12 protein-coding genes and 1 pseudogene are annotated in these 14,647 nt (G+C 59.1%); 6 read left to right on the top strand and 7 right to left on the bottom strand.

Translation table 11 applies throughout. The features are described from left to right. Positions 1-183 precede the first annotated feature (183 nt). A complete protein-coding gene (locus tag NKJ15_RS27715; protein WP_023730016.1) occupies positions 184-402 on the bottom strand; it encodes a helix-turn-helix transcriptional regulator in 219 nt (72 codons plus the stop codon). Between the two features lie 122 nt (positions 403-524). On the opposite strand from NKJ15_RS27715, the gene NKJ15_RS27710 reads away from it, so the two are divergent. Next, entirely contained in the window at positions 525-791 is a 267-nt protein-coding gene (locus tag NKJ15_RS27710; protein ID WP_352503551.1) for a DNA -binding domain-containing protein, read from the top strand. Between the two features lie 233 nt (positions 792-1,024). Here the strand turns inward: NKJ15_RS27710 and NKJ15_RS27700 are convergent, their stop codons facing one another. The 4 genes from NKJ15_RS27700 to NKJ15_RS27685 form a co-directional block, all read right to left on the bottom strand. Then, positions 1,025-1,750: an autoinducer binding domain-containing protein gene (locus NKJ15_RS27700; protein ID WP_502906957.1), complete on the bottom strand. Its 726-nt coding sequence runs from the start codon at positions 1,748-1,750 to the stop codon at positions 1,025-1,027. Positions 1,751-2,296: 546 nt separating this feature from the next. After that, complete coding sequence (locus NKJ15_RS27695) at positions 2,297-3,352, bottom strand: GlxA family transcriptional regulator (RefSeq protein ID WP_352818977.1); 1,056 nt, start codon at positions 3,350-3,352, stop codon at positions 2,297-2,299. Further along, positions 3,352-4,461 (bottom strand): mandelate racemase/muconate lactonizing enzyme family protein, encoded by a 1,110-nt coding sequence (locus NKJ15_RS27690; protein WP_352818974.1) that lies wholly within the window; start codon positions 4,459-4,461, stop codon positions 3,352-3,354. Before NKJ15_RS27690 ends, NKJ15_RS27695 begins: the two co-directional genes overlap by 1 nt. 8 nt (positions 4,462-4,469) lie before the next feature. After that, positions 4,470-6,023 (bottom strand): trimethylamine methyltransferase family protein, encoded by a 1,554-nt coding sequence (locus NKJ15_RS27685; protein WP_352818996.1) that lies wholly within the window; start codon positions 6,021-6,023, stop codon positions 4,470-4,472. A 719-nt stretch (positions 6,024-6,742) separates the two neighbouring features. Here NKJ15_RS27685 and mblB point away from each other — a divergent pair. Genes mblB through NKJ15_RS27670 form a run of 3 tightly spaced genes read left to right on the top strand, consistent with a single transcriptional unit; the run spans position 6,743 to position 10,893 of the window. Next, the gene (mblB, locus tag NKJ15_RS27680; RefSeq protein WP_502906956.1) at positions 6,743-7,903 is read left to right on the top strand and encodes an anti-phage 6A-MBL system MBL-fold protein; all 1,161 of its coding nucleotides are present in this window, start codon (positions 6,743-6,745) and stop codon (positions 7,901-7,903) included. Next, the gene (cap2-3, locus tag NKJ15_RS27675) at positions 7,900-10,161 is read left to right on the top strand and encodes an anti-phage 6A-MBL system cap2_3 protein (RefSeq protein WP_352818968.1); all 2,262 of its coding nucleotides are present in this window, start codon (positions 7,900-7,902) and stop codon (positions 10,159-10,161) included. The genes mblB and cap2-3 overlap by 4 nt, the downstream gene beginning before the upstream one ends. Before the next feature lie 3 nt (positions 10,162-10,164). Continuing rightward, positions 10,165-10,893, top strand: a complete 729-nt coding sequence (locus NKJ15_RS27670) for a hypothetical protein (protein ID WP_352818965.1) — start codon at positions 10,165-10,167, stop codon at positions 10,891-10,893. Between the two features lie 223 nt (positions 10,894-11,116). Here the strand turns inward: NKJ15_RS27670 and NKJ15_RS27665 are convergent, their stop codons facing one another. Continuing rightward, positions 11,117-11,263: an SDR family oxidoreductase gene (locus tag NKJ15_RS27665; RefSeq protein ID WP_352818962.1), complete on the bottom strand. Its 147-nt coding sequence runs from the start codon at positions 11,261-11,263 to the stop codon at positions 11,117-11,119. A gap of 110 nt (positions 11,264-11,373) precedes the next feature. After that, positions 11,374-11,523, bottom strand: a pseudogene (locus tag NKJ15_RS27660) (hypothetical protein); the annotation flags it as partial. Positions 11,524-11,719: 196 nt separating this feature from the next. Between NKJ15_RS27660 and istA the strand changes: the two are divergent. Both istA and istB read left to right on the top strand, forming a co-directional pair. Further along, positions 11,720-13,231: an IS21 family transposase gene (gene istA / locus NKJ15_RS27655; RefSeq protein ID WP_502906955.1), complete on the top strand. Its 1,512-nt coding sequence runs from the start codon at positions 11,720-11,722 to the stop codon at positions 13,229-13,231. A gap of 12 nt (positions 13,232-13,243) precedes the next feature. Next, entirely contained in the window at positions 13,244-13,999 is a 756-nt protein-coding gene (gene istB / locus NKJ15_RS27650; RefSeq protein ID WP_352818959.1) for an IS21-like element helper ATPase IstB, read from the top strand. Positions 14,000-14,647: the final 648 nt, after the last annotated feature.

Below are 14,647 nucleotides of genomic sequence, written 5' to 3'. Positions count from 1 at the left end.
CACCCCCGTGCGGGCGGGCGGCGGCGCCCGCGCCCCCCACCACCCCACCCTCCCCCCCGCCGGCCCCCCCCGCCCCCCCCCGCGCGCCCCCCCCCCCCCCCCCCCCCCGGGGCGCCCCCCCCCCCCCCCCCCCCCCCCCCCCCCCCCCCCCGGGCCAGTAGCAATTACTTGGAAGTGGGTGCGTCAGGCCTGTTTGTCGGGCCGAACCAGATCCGTGTGGCTGACGCCGAGGGCCAATGCCAGTTCATAGATCGTGATGATCGTCGGATTTCTTCGGCCCTTCTCCAAGCCGCTGATGTACTGCTGGCTGAACCCGGAAATCTCGGCAAGCTGCTCCTGCGTCAGACGCTTCCTTAGCCTGATCCTCTGCACATTACGTCCGACCAACCTGCGCATATCCATGCACGACAGCCAGCGGATTAGGCAGCTTGAGTTTATCAACTATAATATGTAATCCACATCGAGCATCTAAATCGCTGGCGGAGGGGCTTCGCGGAGGCCGTTTTCCGGAGATATAACCAGCGATGTTACAGCCTAAATCGAGCACGCCAATTGCCGACGAAGTGCACTGGTCGGACAGCCTCACGGCATACGATAAAGCGCATTTCACGACTTATATGCGGCTCCTAGACGCCTCCGCCGATGATGCGAGCGAAGAAGAGATGGCCCACCTCATCCTCGGCATCGATCCAGCACGCGAACCGGAGCGCGCCAGGAAGGCTCTTCGTAGTCATCTCGACCGTGCGAACTGGATGGTCACAACTGGCTACAAGGAATTGTTCGCCGGCTGAACAATCCCGCTGTGCGCTCCGTTTCGCCTTTCAAGCAAGGAAACGCTCCTTGAAAACGCGGTCTCGCAGAGGGTGCATTGCATGTAGTTCGTTGGCAAAGTCACCGTACCAATCGGGTGCAATAAGTTGCATCATGATGGCGTCTGGGAAGGAATGGCCCTGCATTGGAGGCGAATGGCCACCCGAAACAGCCTGTGCTCATGCTCAGGACGACCAAAGACGAATTCAGTTTCTCAGAGAATTGAAGATCGCGAGGAGGCCAGCAGGGCTACGGCCTGATCCTTGGTGTGCACGCCGAGCTTCTTCTTCGCATTGTCGAGGTGGAAAGCGACGGTACGCGGTTTGATGCCCAAGATGCAGCCGATAGCCCAGGCGGACTTGCCGCGTGCCGCCCATTGCAGGCATTCATATTCACGAGGTGTCAACGAAACGCCGTCCACTGTTCGATTGCCGGACAGCTTTCGACGAGCATAAATGTGAAAAAATGTCGCCATGAGTTGGAGCGCCTGTTCATATCGCTCAGCAACGCGCAGGAATGCGGAATTGGGCTTATCAGCGGCAAAAGTCATCGCTGCAACACAGCCTCTACGATCGATAATCGGGATCGTCAAACCGCAGCGGATGCTGAACTGGGCCGCCTCATCAAAAAGCTTCTGTTGAGCCGGCGACATCTCAACGCCACGCAAATCCGATCCCCATGGAAACGGGCAGCCGCCACACCGCGCACGCATGATGACGGGATCGACTTTCTGATACTGGTTTTGCAGATAGTGCGCGGTCCAGGGAGGCGGATAATTCGAGATCAGCTTGGGCTCGCCACAAGATTGCAATGGCAACGCCAAATAGGCAAAGGTGAGTAGATCAAGTGCTGTGGCCGCCCCGGCCATGGCATCCCGGAAATCTGTTTCATCGACACTCTCCGACAGCTTTTCCACAAATGTCTCGAAGAGAAGCGGCATCTTCTTCGTCATTGTCCTGACTCGATCCCTCCATCCGTCTACTGCGCGCGACCCAGATCTGGAGACCCCGCCAACCCGGCCGCACAACTGCGGCCGGGTTTTGCAGGCATGGCCGGGCTGACCGTCGTTACAGAATGCGACGGAGCTTGCATGATCTTCGCACCGGTCGTCGCCAACCGCAGCTGCGCTGGACTGTTTGAACGGCCATCACCGAGAAGCTACAGCATCTTCCCAACGCAATAGTGCAATCAGAGAGGTTCTTGGGGCGAAATGAAATCCTCGCCGCCCCCGCATCATGCAATGGTGAGAAGTCATCCTGCGCCACCATGATCGGGGCCGTATCAAAGCCGTCATCAATCCAATGGTTGCCGCGTGAACGTCGGTCGACACGGAAGAGCACAACGGATAGGCTCATCTCGCCGCTTTGAGCGCTATGATCCGGACGTATTGTTGCGCCGCTTTCTGATTGTTGGTGGGCAGATCGACTCCAAATATTTAGCATGGCTAGAGGTGCCGCTGTTCTCCGCTAAATTCAATACCAATCTATCATCTTAAGCCGGGCCCAACCCAAGCCGGTACTATCGCTCGACACTGCTGCGGCGACATTCGATTGAAGGCTCTGAAGCACTTTGCGAAGTGCGAAGCAGACGTAAACCCGCAGGCCATGGCAATGTCGATGATGGGCATCCGTGTGCCTTCGATCAGGCGCTTCGCATGGTCTGTGCGAATCCGGAGATAGTGACGCACTGGCGGAAGTCCGATATGGGAAGCGAACAAGCGTTCCAGCTGGCGCCGCGATACTCCGGCCCGTTGCGCGACATCCTCCATTGTCAGCGGGAACTCCACATTTTCCTCCATGATCCGCATTGCCATCAGGAGCTTGTCGCTCACACCCGCAAAGGCTAGACCCGACGGCCCGGTCTGGCGATTTGATCCTGAGCGCTGACCTTGGACAGTCGCGTGGCGGCAGACCTCCTGTGCAATATACCCGCCGGCATGGCTGCCGATCAGATCGACCGCCAGGTCAAAAGCTGCCAGTTCTCCTGCGCAGGTTGAATACTGGCCGTCCTTGACAAACAGGGAATCGCTTATGCGGGGTTGGTTGAACACTTCGGCGAAAGCAGCGAGCCGCGACCAGTGTATCGTGCAGCGTGTACCTGCCAGAAGGCCCGTCCGAGCGAGCAGCCATGTCGCTGTCCCAACCGCAGATATCGGCACCGCGCGACGCGCCATCGTTCGCAGAAATCCGTTGAGCTCAGGCGTCAGTTGCTGTTCTACCGGCTCGCCCGTCACGATAGCGAGCTGGTTCGGTCTGCGATCGTCCGAGCCGAAAACCAGCTCGTCTATCGCGACATCAACGGCAACCGAAAGGCCGTTGGCGCCCTCGATTGGCCGAGAGTCAAGCCCCGCGATTCGCCACCGGAACAGCGGCAGCCTCGATACCGTGTTGGCGATGCGAAAGGGTTCGATATAGGCGTGAAGCGCCAGGTGCGAGAACCCGGGTAACACCAGTACCACAAGGTCAAACCGTCGATCGGCCGCCGCCGAAATTTTCGGCGTGGCCAACGACGTAATTGCGCTGATGTTGGCGGGTGCGTTCACTAGGATCCGTACATTGCTACTGCCTGACCGAACAGGCCGGGTTCCGGTTTGATGCCGAGGCCTGGCAGTTGCGGTACGGCGATGTGACCATTTTCAATGACGATCGGATTCTTCGCGTCAAAATGCCCTTCGATATATTCCTGCGCGATCCAGGCGCCCTCAAAACGCCGCGGCTCCACAGTGGAAGCTAAGTGCACGCAAGCCGCCGCGATTATGTCGCCACCCCATGCGTCATCACAGCTGTGCGGTAACGAGCGGATGGCGCAAAGGTCACGCATGGTCGCCATTTTGGTGAGGCCACCAAGACGGGTGACCTTGAATCCGAAGCCATCTGCGATGCCGAGGGAGATCGCCCGGAGCACTGTATTCTGATCTTCGGTGTTCTCATCCAGATAGATCGGATGCGTGACCCTGCCCTTCAGAGTAGAGACCTCATCCATAGTGTTGCAGGGCTGCTCGAAAACAAAGGGGATTGTCTGGCATAGCCGATCGAGATGAATGGCGGCAGCGACCGTGAGGCCTCTGTTACCGTCGACCGCGATGCGCGACCTGTATCCGACCGCCTCCCAAACCTTATGGACGTTCGCCGCATCCTCTTCGAGATCCTTTCCCGAGATCTTCACCTGAAGCCGCAGATACCCCGCCTTCACCTTCTCGGCGGCAATCCGAGCCGTCTCCTCTGGCGGGCCGACGATAAGCGAATAGTAGGCCGGAACACGGTCGGTCAGGGCGCCGCCCAACAGCGTTGAAACCGGGACGCGCAGCTTCTGGCCGAGGAGATCCAGAAAGGCCATATCCACGGCCGCCTTGGCGTAGCCATGCCCGTTCAAGAGCTCGTCCATCCGTTTCGCAAGAAGTCTGATTGAGGCAACCTCAGCCCCGATAAGACCTGGCGCGATTTCGGCGATGGCTGCGCGTGCGCCGAGTGCATGATGCGGCTGATAAACGGGCCCGATCGGGCAGGTCTCGCCCCAGCCAGTCAGTCCGTCATCGGTCACAATCTCGACAATGGTGCTGTCAAGCGCGTCGACGTCGTCGCTTGCCATTCGATAGGTGCCACCTTTAACAGGCAGCTGGACCTTATAGACGTTGATCTGGTCAATGCGCATGAGGATGCTCAGTATTCCTCGTTGAGCGCGTCGACAGCGGGGATTTCCCGCGAGCGACGATCGATATACGCGCGCAATTCCTCGTCCTTCGCGACGTCGAGCTTAGGTTCTTCATATTCGGCCAGAAGGCGGCGCGCATGCTCGAGGGCACGTTGCTTGATGTCCTTGGAGCCATCAGCGTACCACTGCTCGACCGAGTTATTGTCGAAGAGTTTCGGAATAAAGAAGGCCTTCTCGAAGTTGGCCTGTGTATGGGGATGTCCAAAGTAATGGCCGCCCGGCCCGACATCGCGGACCGCAGCCAGGGCTTCATCGAAATCGTCCCACTGGATGCCTTGCGTCATGCGATAGCCCATGGCGCAGACTTCGGCGTCGACGACGAATTTTGCGATCGAGCAGTGCATGCCGGCTTCATTCCAGCCAGCAGAATGCCAAATATAGTTTGCGCCTGATAGCAGCACGGCCATCATCGTCATCGCACTTTCATAGCCAGCTTGCGCATCGAAGATCTTGGCGCCGCCAAGCAAGTTCGAAGTGCGCCAGGGCACGTTATAGCGACGAGCCATCTGGCCGATCATGAAATTCATGAGCGATATCTCTGGCGTTCCCGCCATCGGCGCTCCCGATTGCATCGACACGGTCGACAGGTAATGCCCATAAATCGCAGGGCAGCCCTTGCGCACCACCTGCGTGTAGGCGAGTGCCGAAAGCGCCTCCGCATTGAGCTGCGCCACTGCCGCCGCGGTGGAGGCTGGCGTGTTCGCACCGCCGAGAACGAAGGGCGAGCACAAGACGGGCTGGTTGCGCCGGCAGAAAGCACGCATGCCGCCCAGCATGACCTGGTCCCATACCAGCGGCGAATTGCCATTGCAGTTTCCGGTGGTGACTGCATGCGTCTCGAGGAAGCCTTCACCGAAAAGGATCTCGCACATGTCGAGCACATCCTCGGCATTCTTGGGCGAGGTGGTCATGCCCATGAAAATCTTGTTGGAATGCTTTATTGACGAATAGGTGATGTGCAGGTGCCGATGCGCGACGACAATGTCCATCGGCTCCACGATGTGGTGAGCCGACGAATGTAGCGCCGGCATCATGTGCGCGAGTTTATGAAACGTCCCCAGGTCCGCAATTGTCGGGCCACGCCTCACATCATCGAGATCGCGCATGTACGGTGCGCCTGTCATCGGCACGAAGATGGATTTATCGCCTCCGAGCTCGACATTCTTCGCAGGGTCGCGCGCGAAATATTCGACGTTGGAGGGAATGGTCTTGATGAGCTCCATGACCAGTCCGCGGTCGAGATGAACGCGGTCATCCGCGCGCACGTCCGCTCCGGCTCTCTTCCAGTCCTCAATCGCGATCGGATCGCGAAACACCACGCCTACTTCTTCCAGGATCGCGAGAGAAGCCTCGTGAATGCGTTCAACCTGTTCGGCATCCATCGGCTCTACCACCGGCAGGCCGCGCTTCAGCGTCGGCAACATCTCGACCTTTGGCGCCGTGCGGATCGTCCGCCGCGCTTCCCGCCCTCCTCTACGAGAAAGTAGTAGTTGAGCAGTCATGCCGGCCTCCAAAGAAAAAGCGGTGCGGGCCTGTGTGGACCGGCCCGAACTATTGCCGGAGAGGGGCGATTTGACCTACTGCAAAACTCTCACGCGTCTGTTGACTAAAGCGCTGCGGCAGACAGGCACCTCGATCACGCGGCCTCGTCGGAGGCAGTTTCCCGGCGGACAGAATCGGTCGCGGACTGCGCTTACTCGGTTTTTCAGGTTCCAGAGGAGAACCGGCTCCCGCCGAAGGCAACGTCACAGGAACAGTGGCGAGGCGAAGCGCCTCCGCAATAAAGTTAACAGGGAGGCGATTTTTTTGCGTCGACGAGCTTCGGGGGTTCCGTGCTAGCAAGTTCTTGGTTGGAATGTGGTGGGAGACCCTGCCAATGTTCTGAACCAATGCTCGAAATTCAGCGGCTTGGCTCGATGGTAAACAATCGGCACTTGGTGAAAATGGAGATGTGGGGAATGAGACATTGAAGTGATGCAGCACTTCCCAACGTGACCTGACGCCTCACCATAACGACAAGATAGATGGCCTGACGCTCGAAGTTGGCGCATCTACCACGAACCCTCGGAAAAGCCGCTCATCCTGCTGTAGTCTAACTTTCGGTCCTCGCTGCCCGAAGGCCCGGTCTGCAAGCCACACCTTTGATTTGAGGCCGCGGCAATTCCGCGGACAACGCGCACTAGGAGTCCTGAAATTGGCAGCGTCGCTTACATTCTTTCCCGTGGATAACGGGGACATGGCCCTCATCAAGCTCGATAACGGCCAGAATATCCTCCTCGATATCAACATCCGCGCAGCTGCGGACGATCCAGACGATGACACCTACGATGTCGCTGCCGATCTGAAGGAACGGTTGCCGCGCGATGACCAAGATAGGCTGTACGTCGACGCGTTCCTGCTGTCCCATCCGGACGGTGATCACATCACAGGGCTGAGCAAGCACTTCTATCTCGGTCCCCCGGAGGACTTTCCTGAGGATAACGAAGACGACCTAATCCTTATTAGGGAGATGTGGTCGTCCCCGATCGTGTTCCGGCGCGCCAGTGTCAACCACAAACTCGGCGACGAAGCGAAGGCTTGGAAGAAGGAGGCACGCCGTCGGGTCGCCCTTTATCGCGAGATCGGCGCCGACGTCGGCGACGGCGATCGCATCCTCCTGATGGGCAAGGACAAGGACGGCAAGACCGACGATGTCATGGACATCGTCGTCGAGCAGTACGAGCTCATCACCCGCGTTAACCAGGGCGAAGAAGGCCAGTTCGAAGGACGACTGCTTGCGCCGATGGTGGTTGAGGACGACGACGAGGACCTGATTGACTTGCTCGAGAAGAACAACTCGTCGGTCATCGTTCGCTTTTCCATCACTGGCGACGGCAACAAGGACATGTGCCGGTTCCTGACTGGTGGCGACGCCGGCGTCGCAATTTGGGAGCGACTCTGGAACGCTCTTGAGGAAGAAGGCAATACCGACTGGCTCAGCTACGATGTCATGGAGACGCCGCACCACTGTTCGTGGCGAACCCTGAGCTATGACCGCTGGTCCAAACTCGGCGAGAAGGTCAAGGTCTGCGAGGAAGCCCGCAACGCCCTCTCGCAAATCCGCGATGGCGCCGTGATCGTCGCGAGTTGCAAGCCGATCAAGAAGGACGATTCCAATCCCCCGCACGAGCGGGCGAAACGGGAATATGTCTCCATGGTCGAGGGCGAAAGCGATCGGTTTGTCTGCACCACCGAATATTCGGCGAACGAAGACCGCGCGCTGGAATTCAAGATCTACCACGCCGGGACGGCAAAGAAACTCGCGATGACGGCCAAGAAGACGGCGTCAGTGGTCGGCGTCAGCGGCATCGCGACCGCCGCGAGGGCCCACGGCCGCAAATGACCGCGCAGCAATTCGAGCGACACGCACATCAGTTTGTGCGTGTCGCCGCCGATCATCGGCAGTGCGTGAAGGCGGGCATCATCGGCGTTGCCGACGATCATGCCCGCGTTTATGTCGTGCTCAGTGTTGAGATGCCCCTGCCCTATGCGTCCAAGGGATCAAGCCCGAACGGCGTGAAGCTGCAGGAACGTGTCGAAATCCGCATCGCTGCGAACTACCCTTGGAAGAGTCCCTCGTTCTTTCTCCGGGAAGATTTTCCCCGTGACCTGCCGCATCTGTCGGCTGGCGGCGGAAAGTCGCTGCCGCGGCCTTGTCTCGTCGACGGTTCGATCGACGAGTATTTCAGCAGCTTTGGGCTAGTCGAGGTCGGAATCCTTCAACTGCTTTCGCAGATGGCGGTCTGGCTGGCCAAGGCCGCCGTCAACGGGCTGATGGATCCCGAGCACGGTTGGGAACCCGTCATGCGGCACAACCTGGACGACGTGGTGGTGGTTCACCCTGCGGCCGTCCGCAGCCGGGTCGGGCGCGACGCCGGCGCGGTCTGGCTGAGATCCGATTTTTTCCGGTATCGATCAGGACAGGGTCGCCTCAGCGGGGACGAGGTCTACCTAACCATCAATGAGGAACTGGCGGCCTCCGTTGGCAAACTTGGCACCTTCCCCTTCGACATCAACGTGTCGGCCGCCGGTCATCCCTATGGCAAGACGATAACTGCGGTGTTCTGGGCCGCCGATAACGTCATTGCCAAGACGATCTTTCCAGAGACCATCGAGACGCTGGAGGACCTCGCCGCCAGAGCTAAGGAATTCGGTTTCGGTCCCGCTTTTGACGCTTTCTTGCGCCGGCTGGAAGAGCGCTGGGAATCCGCCACATGGACGAGCCAAGGATCCCTGCCGATCGGGGTTATCTTTTGTGCGCGGCGGCCGTTCAAACTGATTGGCCGCGATTCGAGCATCGAGCTGCTGCCCTACGTCTTCGACGTGTCACCACGGAAAAAGAGGGAAAACCTCTATCAGGGACCAAGCGGCCGCCGTGCTGTCGCCGCGCGCCAGGTCGACAAGGTGTCCTCCACCTTATTACGGACGGTGTCGGCGTCGGCGGACCTCGGCAAGATCGCATTGATCGGGTGCGGCAGTGTGGGCTCGAAGGTGGGTCTGCATCTCGCGCGCGCCGGCGCAACGATTACCGCACTTGTCGACAAGGGCATCTTGCAGCCGCACAACATGGCGCGGCACGCGTTGGTAAGAGACGTCCTGCCACTGGCCAAGGCAACCGAACTGGCGTCGGAGTTGTCGAAGCTCGGCCAGACGCCTCAAGTTTATTTGGATGATGCCGCCCGCGGGTTGGCGCAGGCGGCAAATCGCACGACAATCGCGCCAGCAGGCACGAGCTCAATCGTAAATACAACGGCGTCGCTCCTTGTGAGGGACGCCCTGTCCATTGTCCCGCCTGCGGATTTTCCCGCCCGTGTGACCGAGATCGCGCTGTTTGGGAGAGGAAAAGGCGCTTTCGTGCTGCACGAGGGACTGGGCAGAAATCCCACGCTGGCCGACTTGGAAGTCGAACTCAGCGCCAAGGCCACCGAGGTCGAAAGCGCGTTGCTGTTCGATGAAAAGTTTGGCCTTACCGAGATCCAGATAGGTGATGGCTGCGGTTCGCTGACCATGCCTATGACCGACGCGCGCCTTTCGGCCATGTCGGCGGCGGCCACTGAGGTGCTCGCAGATTTTATCAGCCAGGACGCCGGCGGCGGCATCATCGCCGTCGGCACCCAAGACGCCAATTCGCCGACGACGACTTGGAGGTCGTTCGTCGTACCGACGATGATCACGGTTCCCGTCGATGGCGCCGACTGGACCCTCAAAATTTCGGCCGACGTTGATAGGCGCATCAGGGAAGAAATTGCCGTCTATCCACACGTCGAGACGGGAGGTTTAATGGTCGGCGCGTGCAGCGCCCGCACCAAGACGATCATAGTCGTCGACCTTCTGCCGGCACCGCCAGACAGCCAGCGCTCCAGTTCGCTGTTCGTTCTTGGCAAGCAGGGCCTCAAGGGGGCGGTGATGGAACGGCATCTCAAGAGCGGCAAGCGCCTGCTCGACGTGGGCACGTGGCATAGCCACCTCGCCGAGCAGGGCCCGTCGCCAACGGACTGGTGCACGGCAAAAGACCTCGCTGGCGAGCGATCCCCGCCCGCCGTCCTACTTATCGCAACACCCAGCGGGTATTGCAGCATCGTTCATGACCCCTCTAGGTGAACCATGGATTTTTTAGATACTTATTCAATAAAGGCTCGGCTCTTTCCGGCCTTGATCGCCGTTCTCCCTGCATTTGTTCTTTTCCTCCTTGCAGGGTCATGGAAGGATCCGGGGCTGCCAGAAGCCATGACAGCCTTGGGCATAGGTGTCTTGTTCTACGCCATGGCGGATCTCGCGCGCAGAGCAGGCCGGGATGTGCAGCGAAAGCTATTCAAGGAATCAGGTGGTTTCCCCGCAAACACCGAACTTAGCCATCTCGATACGACTTTGGATCCCGGCACGAGGGACCGGTTCCGCAACTTTCTCGCAAGACAGATAGGCAAGACTGCGCCGACGCGCGAGTCAGAAGTCGCTGACCCGGCCGGCGCCGCCCAGTTTTACGTAGAGTGCTACAACTACCTGCGTAACAACACCTACGACACCGAACGCTTCCGTGTCCTTTTCAACGAAAACATCAGCTACGGCTTCAGAAGGAACCTCTACGGCTTGAAGCCATACGGCATTACCATCAACCTGCTTGCAGTTCTGGCCGCATATGGGCTGTATTGTTACCAGCCAGCCTTTGCGACGCTTAGTCAGGGACAGATTCTCATCCAGGGCGGCTTCGCGCTCTTCCACGCGCTTTACTTCATTTTTGCGGTGACCAGAGGTACCGTTCTGGACGCGTCGAAAACCTATGCCCGTCAGCTGACGATGTGTTGTGACGTGCTTATACGAGAGACAACAGCATAGCCGGGTTTAATGGGGGATCTTGCGGTTGGCTCTCTCTGGGAGCTAGACGTCGGTCAAAGGCTGCCAATCTGCCGGCGCCTTTATCGCGCTTCATCACTTCGATCGCGGCGGCGACTGGCCTGGCCTCGCCGTCGTGGTTCTGGCAATCCTTATTGATCGCATCAACACGCGATTTAGCGAGAAAGTTGATCCGACAGCCTGACAAAGGACGGGACTTCGCTGTTTATGGAATCGGTAGCTGCAGCTTTTTGGTACGGCCGCCGTCGGTGACGTAGACCTGACCGGTCACGAAGGCATTCTCTGCAGAGGCAAGCCAGACTGCAAGATTTCCGACATCAGTCGGTTCGCCAAGACGCCCCACCGGATGCATTGCGAGCAGTTCTCTGCGGACGCGGGAGCTAACGGCCATGCTGTCGATGTAGAGAGCTCGCTGAGATCAGAATTGATCCAGCCCGGTGCAATGGCATTGCACCGGATCCCTCGAGCCCATGATCGACCGCAACCGCTGCTGTGAATCCGTGAATCCCCGCTCGAGGCCGAATATGCAGGACGTCCCCGGTTGGACGCCAAGCCTTCGATTGAGCCGATATTGATGACATTTCCTCCACCCCGCTCCCGAAGATGTGGCATTCTGCGGATTCCGACGTGAAGCCGGCCGCCATTCCGATCAAAGACCGGCCACCATTCCGATTTGAAGCCGGCCACCGTTCCAATCAAAAGCCGGCCAGTTTTCGGCACTGAAGATTACCTCCTGGGTCAGCAACTTTGGCATCAATCACCTCGCCATGAACGGGACATTTTGATGCCGGCAAAGAGAAGGCTGACCATGAGACAATTGAGACAAATGCTGCGGCTTGCCGGAAGCGGGACGAGCTCCCGCGAGATTGCGGTCGTATTGGGGATAGCGCGCAGTACGGTGCAGGATAATTTGCAGCGTGCAGCCGCGGTTGGATTGAGCTGGCCCTTGCCGGGCGAGCTGACCGACGATGCGCTTGAGCACAAGCTCTTCAGTCGCAACGGCGTCAAACAGGGCACGCGACGACGCACGGAACCGAACTGGCCCTATCTTGCAGTCGAGCTCAAGAAGCCCGGCGTCACCTTGCTCATCCTGTGGGAGGAGTATCGTGGGTCGCATCCCGACGGTTACGGCTATAGTCGCTTTTGTGAACTTCTAAGGGGATTTAAGCAGCGACTGTCACCGACGATGCGCCAGGAGCATGCGGCCGGCGACAAGGTCTTCGTGGATTATTCCGGCAAAAAGATTCCGATTGTCGATCGCAAGACCGGTGAGATCCGCGAGGCGGAGATCTTCGTGGCGGTGCTGGGTGCGTCCAGCTACACCTTTGCCGAGGCCACCTGGACGCAAACGCTCCCCGACTGGATTGGCTCGCATGTCCGGATGTTTCGTTTTTTTCATGGCGTTCCCAGACTCGTCATTCCCGACAATCTGAAGTCTGGCGTCAGTCGAGCCAGTTTCTACGATCCCGAGATCAACCGCAGCTACGGCATGATGGCTTCCCACTATGGCGTCGGCGTTCTTCCGGCACGGCCAAGAAAGCCCCGGGATAAATCGAAAGTGGAGAATGGAGTGCGTTTCGCCCAGTCCTGCATTTTGGGGCGTCTGCGCAATCAGACCTTCTTCTCGCTTGCTGAAGCCAATGCCGCCATTGCCCAGGCGCTCGATCGCATCAACGACCACGTCATGCGCCGGCTGGGCGTCAGTCGCCGGCAGCTCTTCGAGACCGTCGAGCGCCCGGCTTTGGCCAGTCTTCCACTGGAGGATCACGAGTTTGCCGAATGGCGTTTGGCCCGCGTCTCGACGGATTATCATGTCGAGTTCAAGACCTTCTTTTATTCCGTGCCCCACAGCCTCATTCGTCAGCAGGTCGATCTGAGAGCAACGGCGCGCACCATCGAGATCTTCCACCGCGGCAAGCGCGTCGCGGTGCATCAGCGCCGCTATGGAGGTCCTCGCCATGGAACCGATCCGGATCACATGCCCAGTTCCCACCGGCGCTATGCCGAATGGACGCCGGAGCGCTTTCGCCGCTGGGCCCCGTCGATCGGGCCGCAAACCGAAGGTCTGGTCATCGCAATTCTCGCCAGCCGTCCGCATCCCGAGCAGGGCTTTCGAACATGTCTGGGCATCCTACGCCTGTTTCGGGACATCGATCGCAATCGGGCCGAAGCCGTGTCAGCCCGCGCTGTCGAGATCGGTGGCCTGAACTGCAAGAGCATTGCTTCGCTCATCGCCAACCACAAAGCCGCACGCCATTCCACCGAACCAACCGCCATCGTCGATCACGCCAATCTGCGTGGCCCTGATTACTTTCATTGAGGAGATCCACCCATGCTGATCAATCCCACCATCGACATGCTGCGAGAGCTCGGCCTTTACGGCATGGCAACCGCTTTCCAGGAACTCGACGCACAGTCCGAAGTGCGCGGCCTCGAGCATGGCGAATGGCTTGCCATGCTGCTCGAACGCGAGGCGGCCATGCGCCGCCAGAAGCGTTTCGAGGCTCGCGCCAGGGCTGCCAAGCTTCGCCATGACGCGCAGATCGAGAATGCCGACTTCCGCGCCGCACGCGGCCTCCACCGCAATATGTTCATGGCGCTTGCCGGCTGCGACTGGATCAGAAAGCATCACGGTCTTCTTGTCACCGGGCCAGCCGGCGTCGGCAAAAGCTGGCTTGCCTGCGCTCTTGGCCACCAGGCCTGCCGCGAAGACTTCTCAGTCGCCTACCACCGGGTTCCCCGGCTGTTCGCCGCCCTCGCGCTTGCAAGAGGCGACGGGCGATACGGCAGGATCCTCAAATCTCTTGCCAGGACCGACCTGCTGATCCTCGATGACTGGGGACCTGAAAAACTCAATGACGACCAACGCCGCGATCTCCTGGAGATCATTGAGGATCGCTACGAACGACGCTCAACCATCGTCACAAGTCAGGTGCCCGTGGATCGCTGGTGGGAAATTATTGCAAACTCAACTTTGGCCGACGCCATCCTGGATCGCCTCGTTCACAACGCCTATCGCATCGATCTCACCGGTGAAAGCATGCGAAAACAGCGCCCGCCGATCGTCCGCGAAAACACCGAAGCTTGACCTGAAACAAAACCCAACCCAAACATCAACGAGACCCAGGATCAGACCGAAAACCGGCCGCCTTCAAATCGGAATGGTGGCCGGAATGAAATCGGAATGACTGGCCGGCTTCAAATCGGAATCGGTGGCCGGCTTCATCGGAATACGCAGCATTCGTCGAGAATGTCTCCTAGCTTGTTGACGAGCATATCCAGCCGCCCTGTGGCTTGGACGGAGTACTCAATCAAATCCGCGCATAGGCCTTGTTCCTGAGGTTCCGGCCTTGCTCCAGACATTCTGTCCGGTTCGATTGAGTTGGGCCTCGAGCTTGTCCAGGCCAGCTTGGTCGACGTCGCCGGCAACCACACGACCCCCCGCAACGAACTGTCTGGGGATCGCTTGCCCGATACCTCCCGCCGCGCCTGTTGTCCCAGCAGTCTTCTTTTCAATGCCAGTCATAGCTCAAGCCATCTTTGAGAGGGAAAGTTCAGCTCATAATCTCTGAACGGCGGCCGAAGACCAGTGGGGCAGCCCTGCAAGAGTCTCACCCCCTTGTTGAGTTGTTGAACCCAGACATCGCCGGGACATGCTACGGTGTAGCTGCGTCGGACATGGATGGGGCAGCGTCGCAGATCGCGAAGCATGGTTCGTACAGTTTTCCTATATTGC

Source organism: Mesorhizobium sp. M0207 (assembly GCF_040321995.1).
In the GTDB taxonomy this organism is placed as follows: Bacteria; Pseudomonadota; Alphaproteobacteria; order Rhizobiales; family Rhizobiaceae; genus Mesorhizobium.
This window is presented reverse-complemented; position numbering and strand designations above follow the sequence as displayed.

Excerpts from the sequence above, each read along its gene's own strand:
- NKJ15_RS27715 (WP_023730016.1), bottom strand. The coding sequence starts at position 402 with ATGGATATGCGCAGGTTGGTCGGACGTAATGTGCAGAGGATCAGGCTA.
- NKJ15_RS27710 (WP_352503551.1), top strand. The coding sequence starts at position 525 with ATGTTACAGCCTAAATCGAGCACGCCAATTGCCGACGAAGTGCACTGG.
- NKJ15_RS27700 (WP_502906957.1), bottom strand. The coding sequence starts at position 1,750 with ATGCCGCTTCTCTTCGAGACATTTGTGGAAAAGCTGTCGGAGAGTGTC.
- NKJ15_RS27690 (WP_352818974.1), bottom strand. The coding sequence starts at position 4,461 with ATGCGCATTGACCAGATCAACGTCTATAAGGTCCAGCTGCCTGTTAAA.
- NKJ15_RS27685 (WP_352818996.1), bottom strand. The coding sequence starts at position 6,023 with ATGACTGCTCAACTACTACTTTCTCGTAGAGGAGGGCGGGAAGCGCGG.
- cap2-3 (WP_352818968.1), top strand. The coding sequence starts at position 7,900 with ATGACCGCGCAGCAATTCGAGCGACACGCACATCAGTTTGTGCGTGTC.
- NKJ15_RS27670 (WP_352818965.1), top strand. The coding sequence starts at position 10,165 with ATGGATTTTTTAGATACTTATTCAATAAAGGCTCGGCTCTTTCCGGCC.
- NKJ15_RS27665 (WP_352818962.1), bottom strand. The coding sequence starts at position 11,263 with ATGCATCCGGTGGGGCGTCTTGGCGAACCGACTGATGTCGGAAATCTT.
- istA (WP_502906955.1), top strand. The coding sequence starts at position 11,720 with ATGAGACAATTGAGACAAATGCTGCGGCTTGCCGGAAGCGGGACGAGC.
- istB (WP_352818959.1), top strand. The coding sequence starts at position 13,244 with ATGCTGATCAATCCCACCATCGACATGCTGCGAGAGCTCGGCCTTTAC.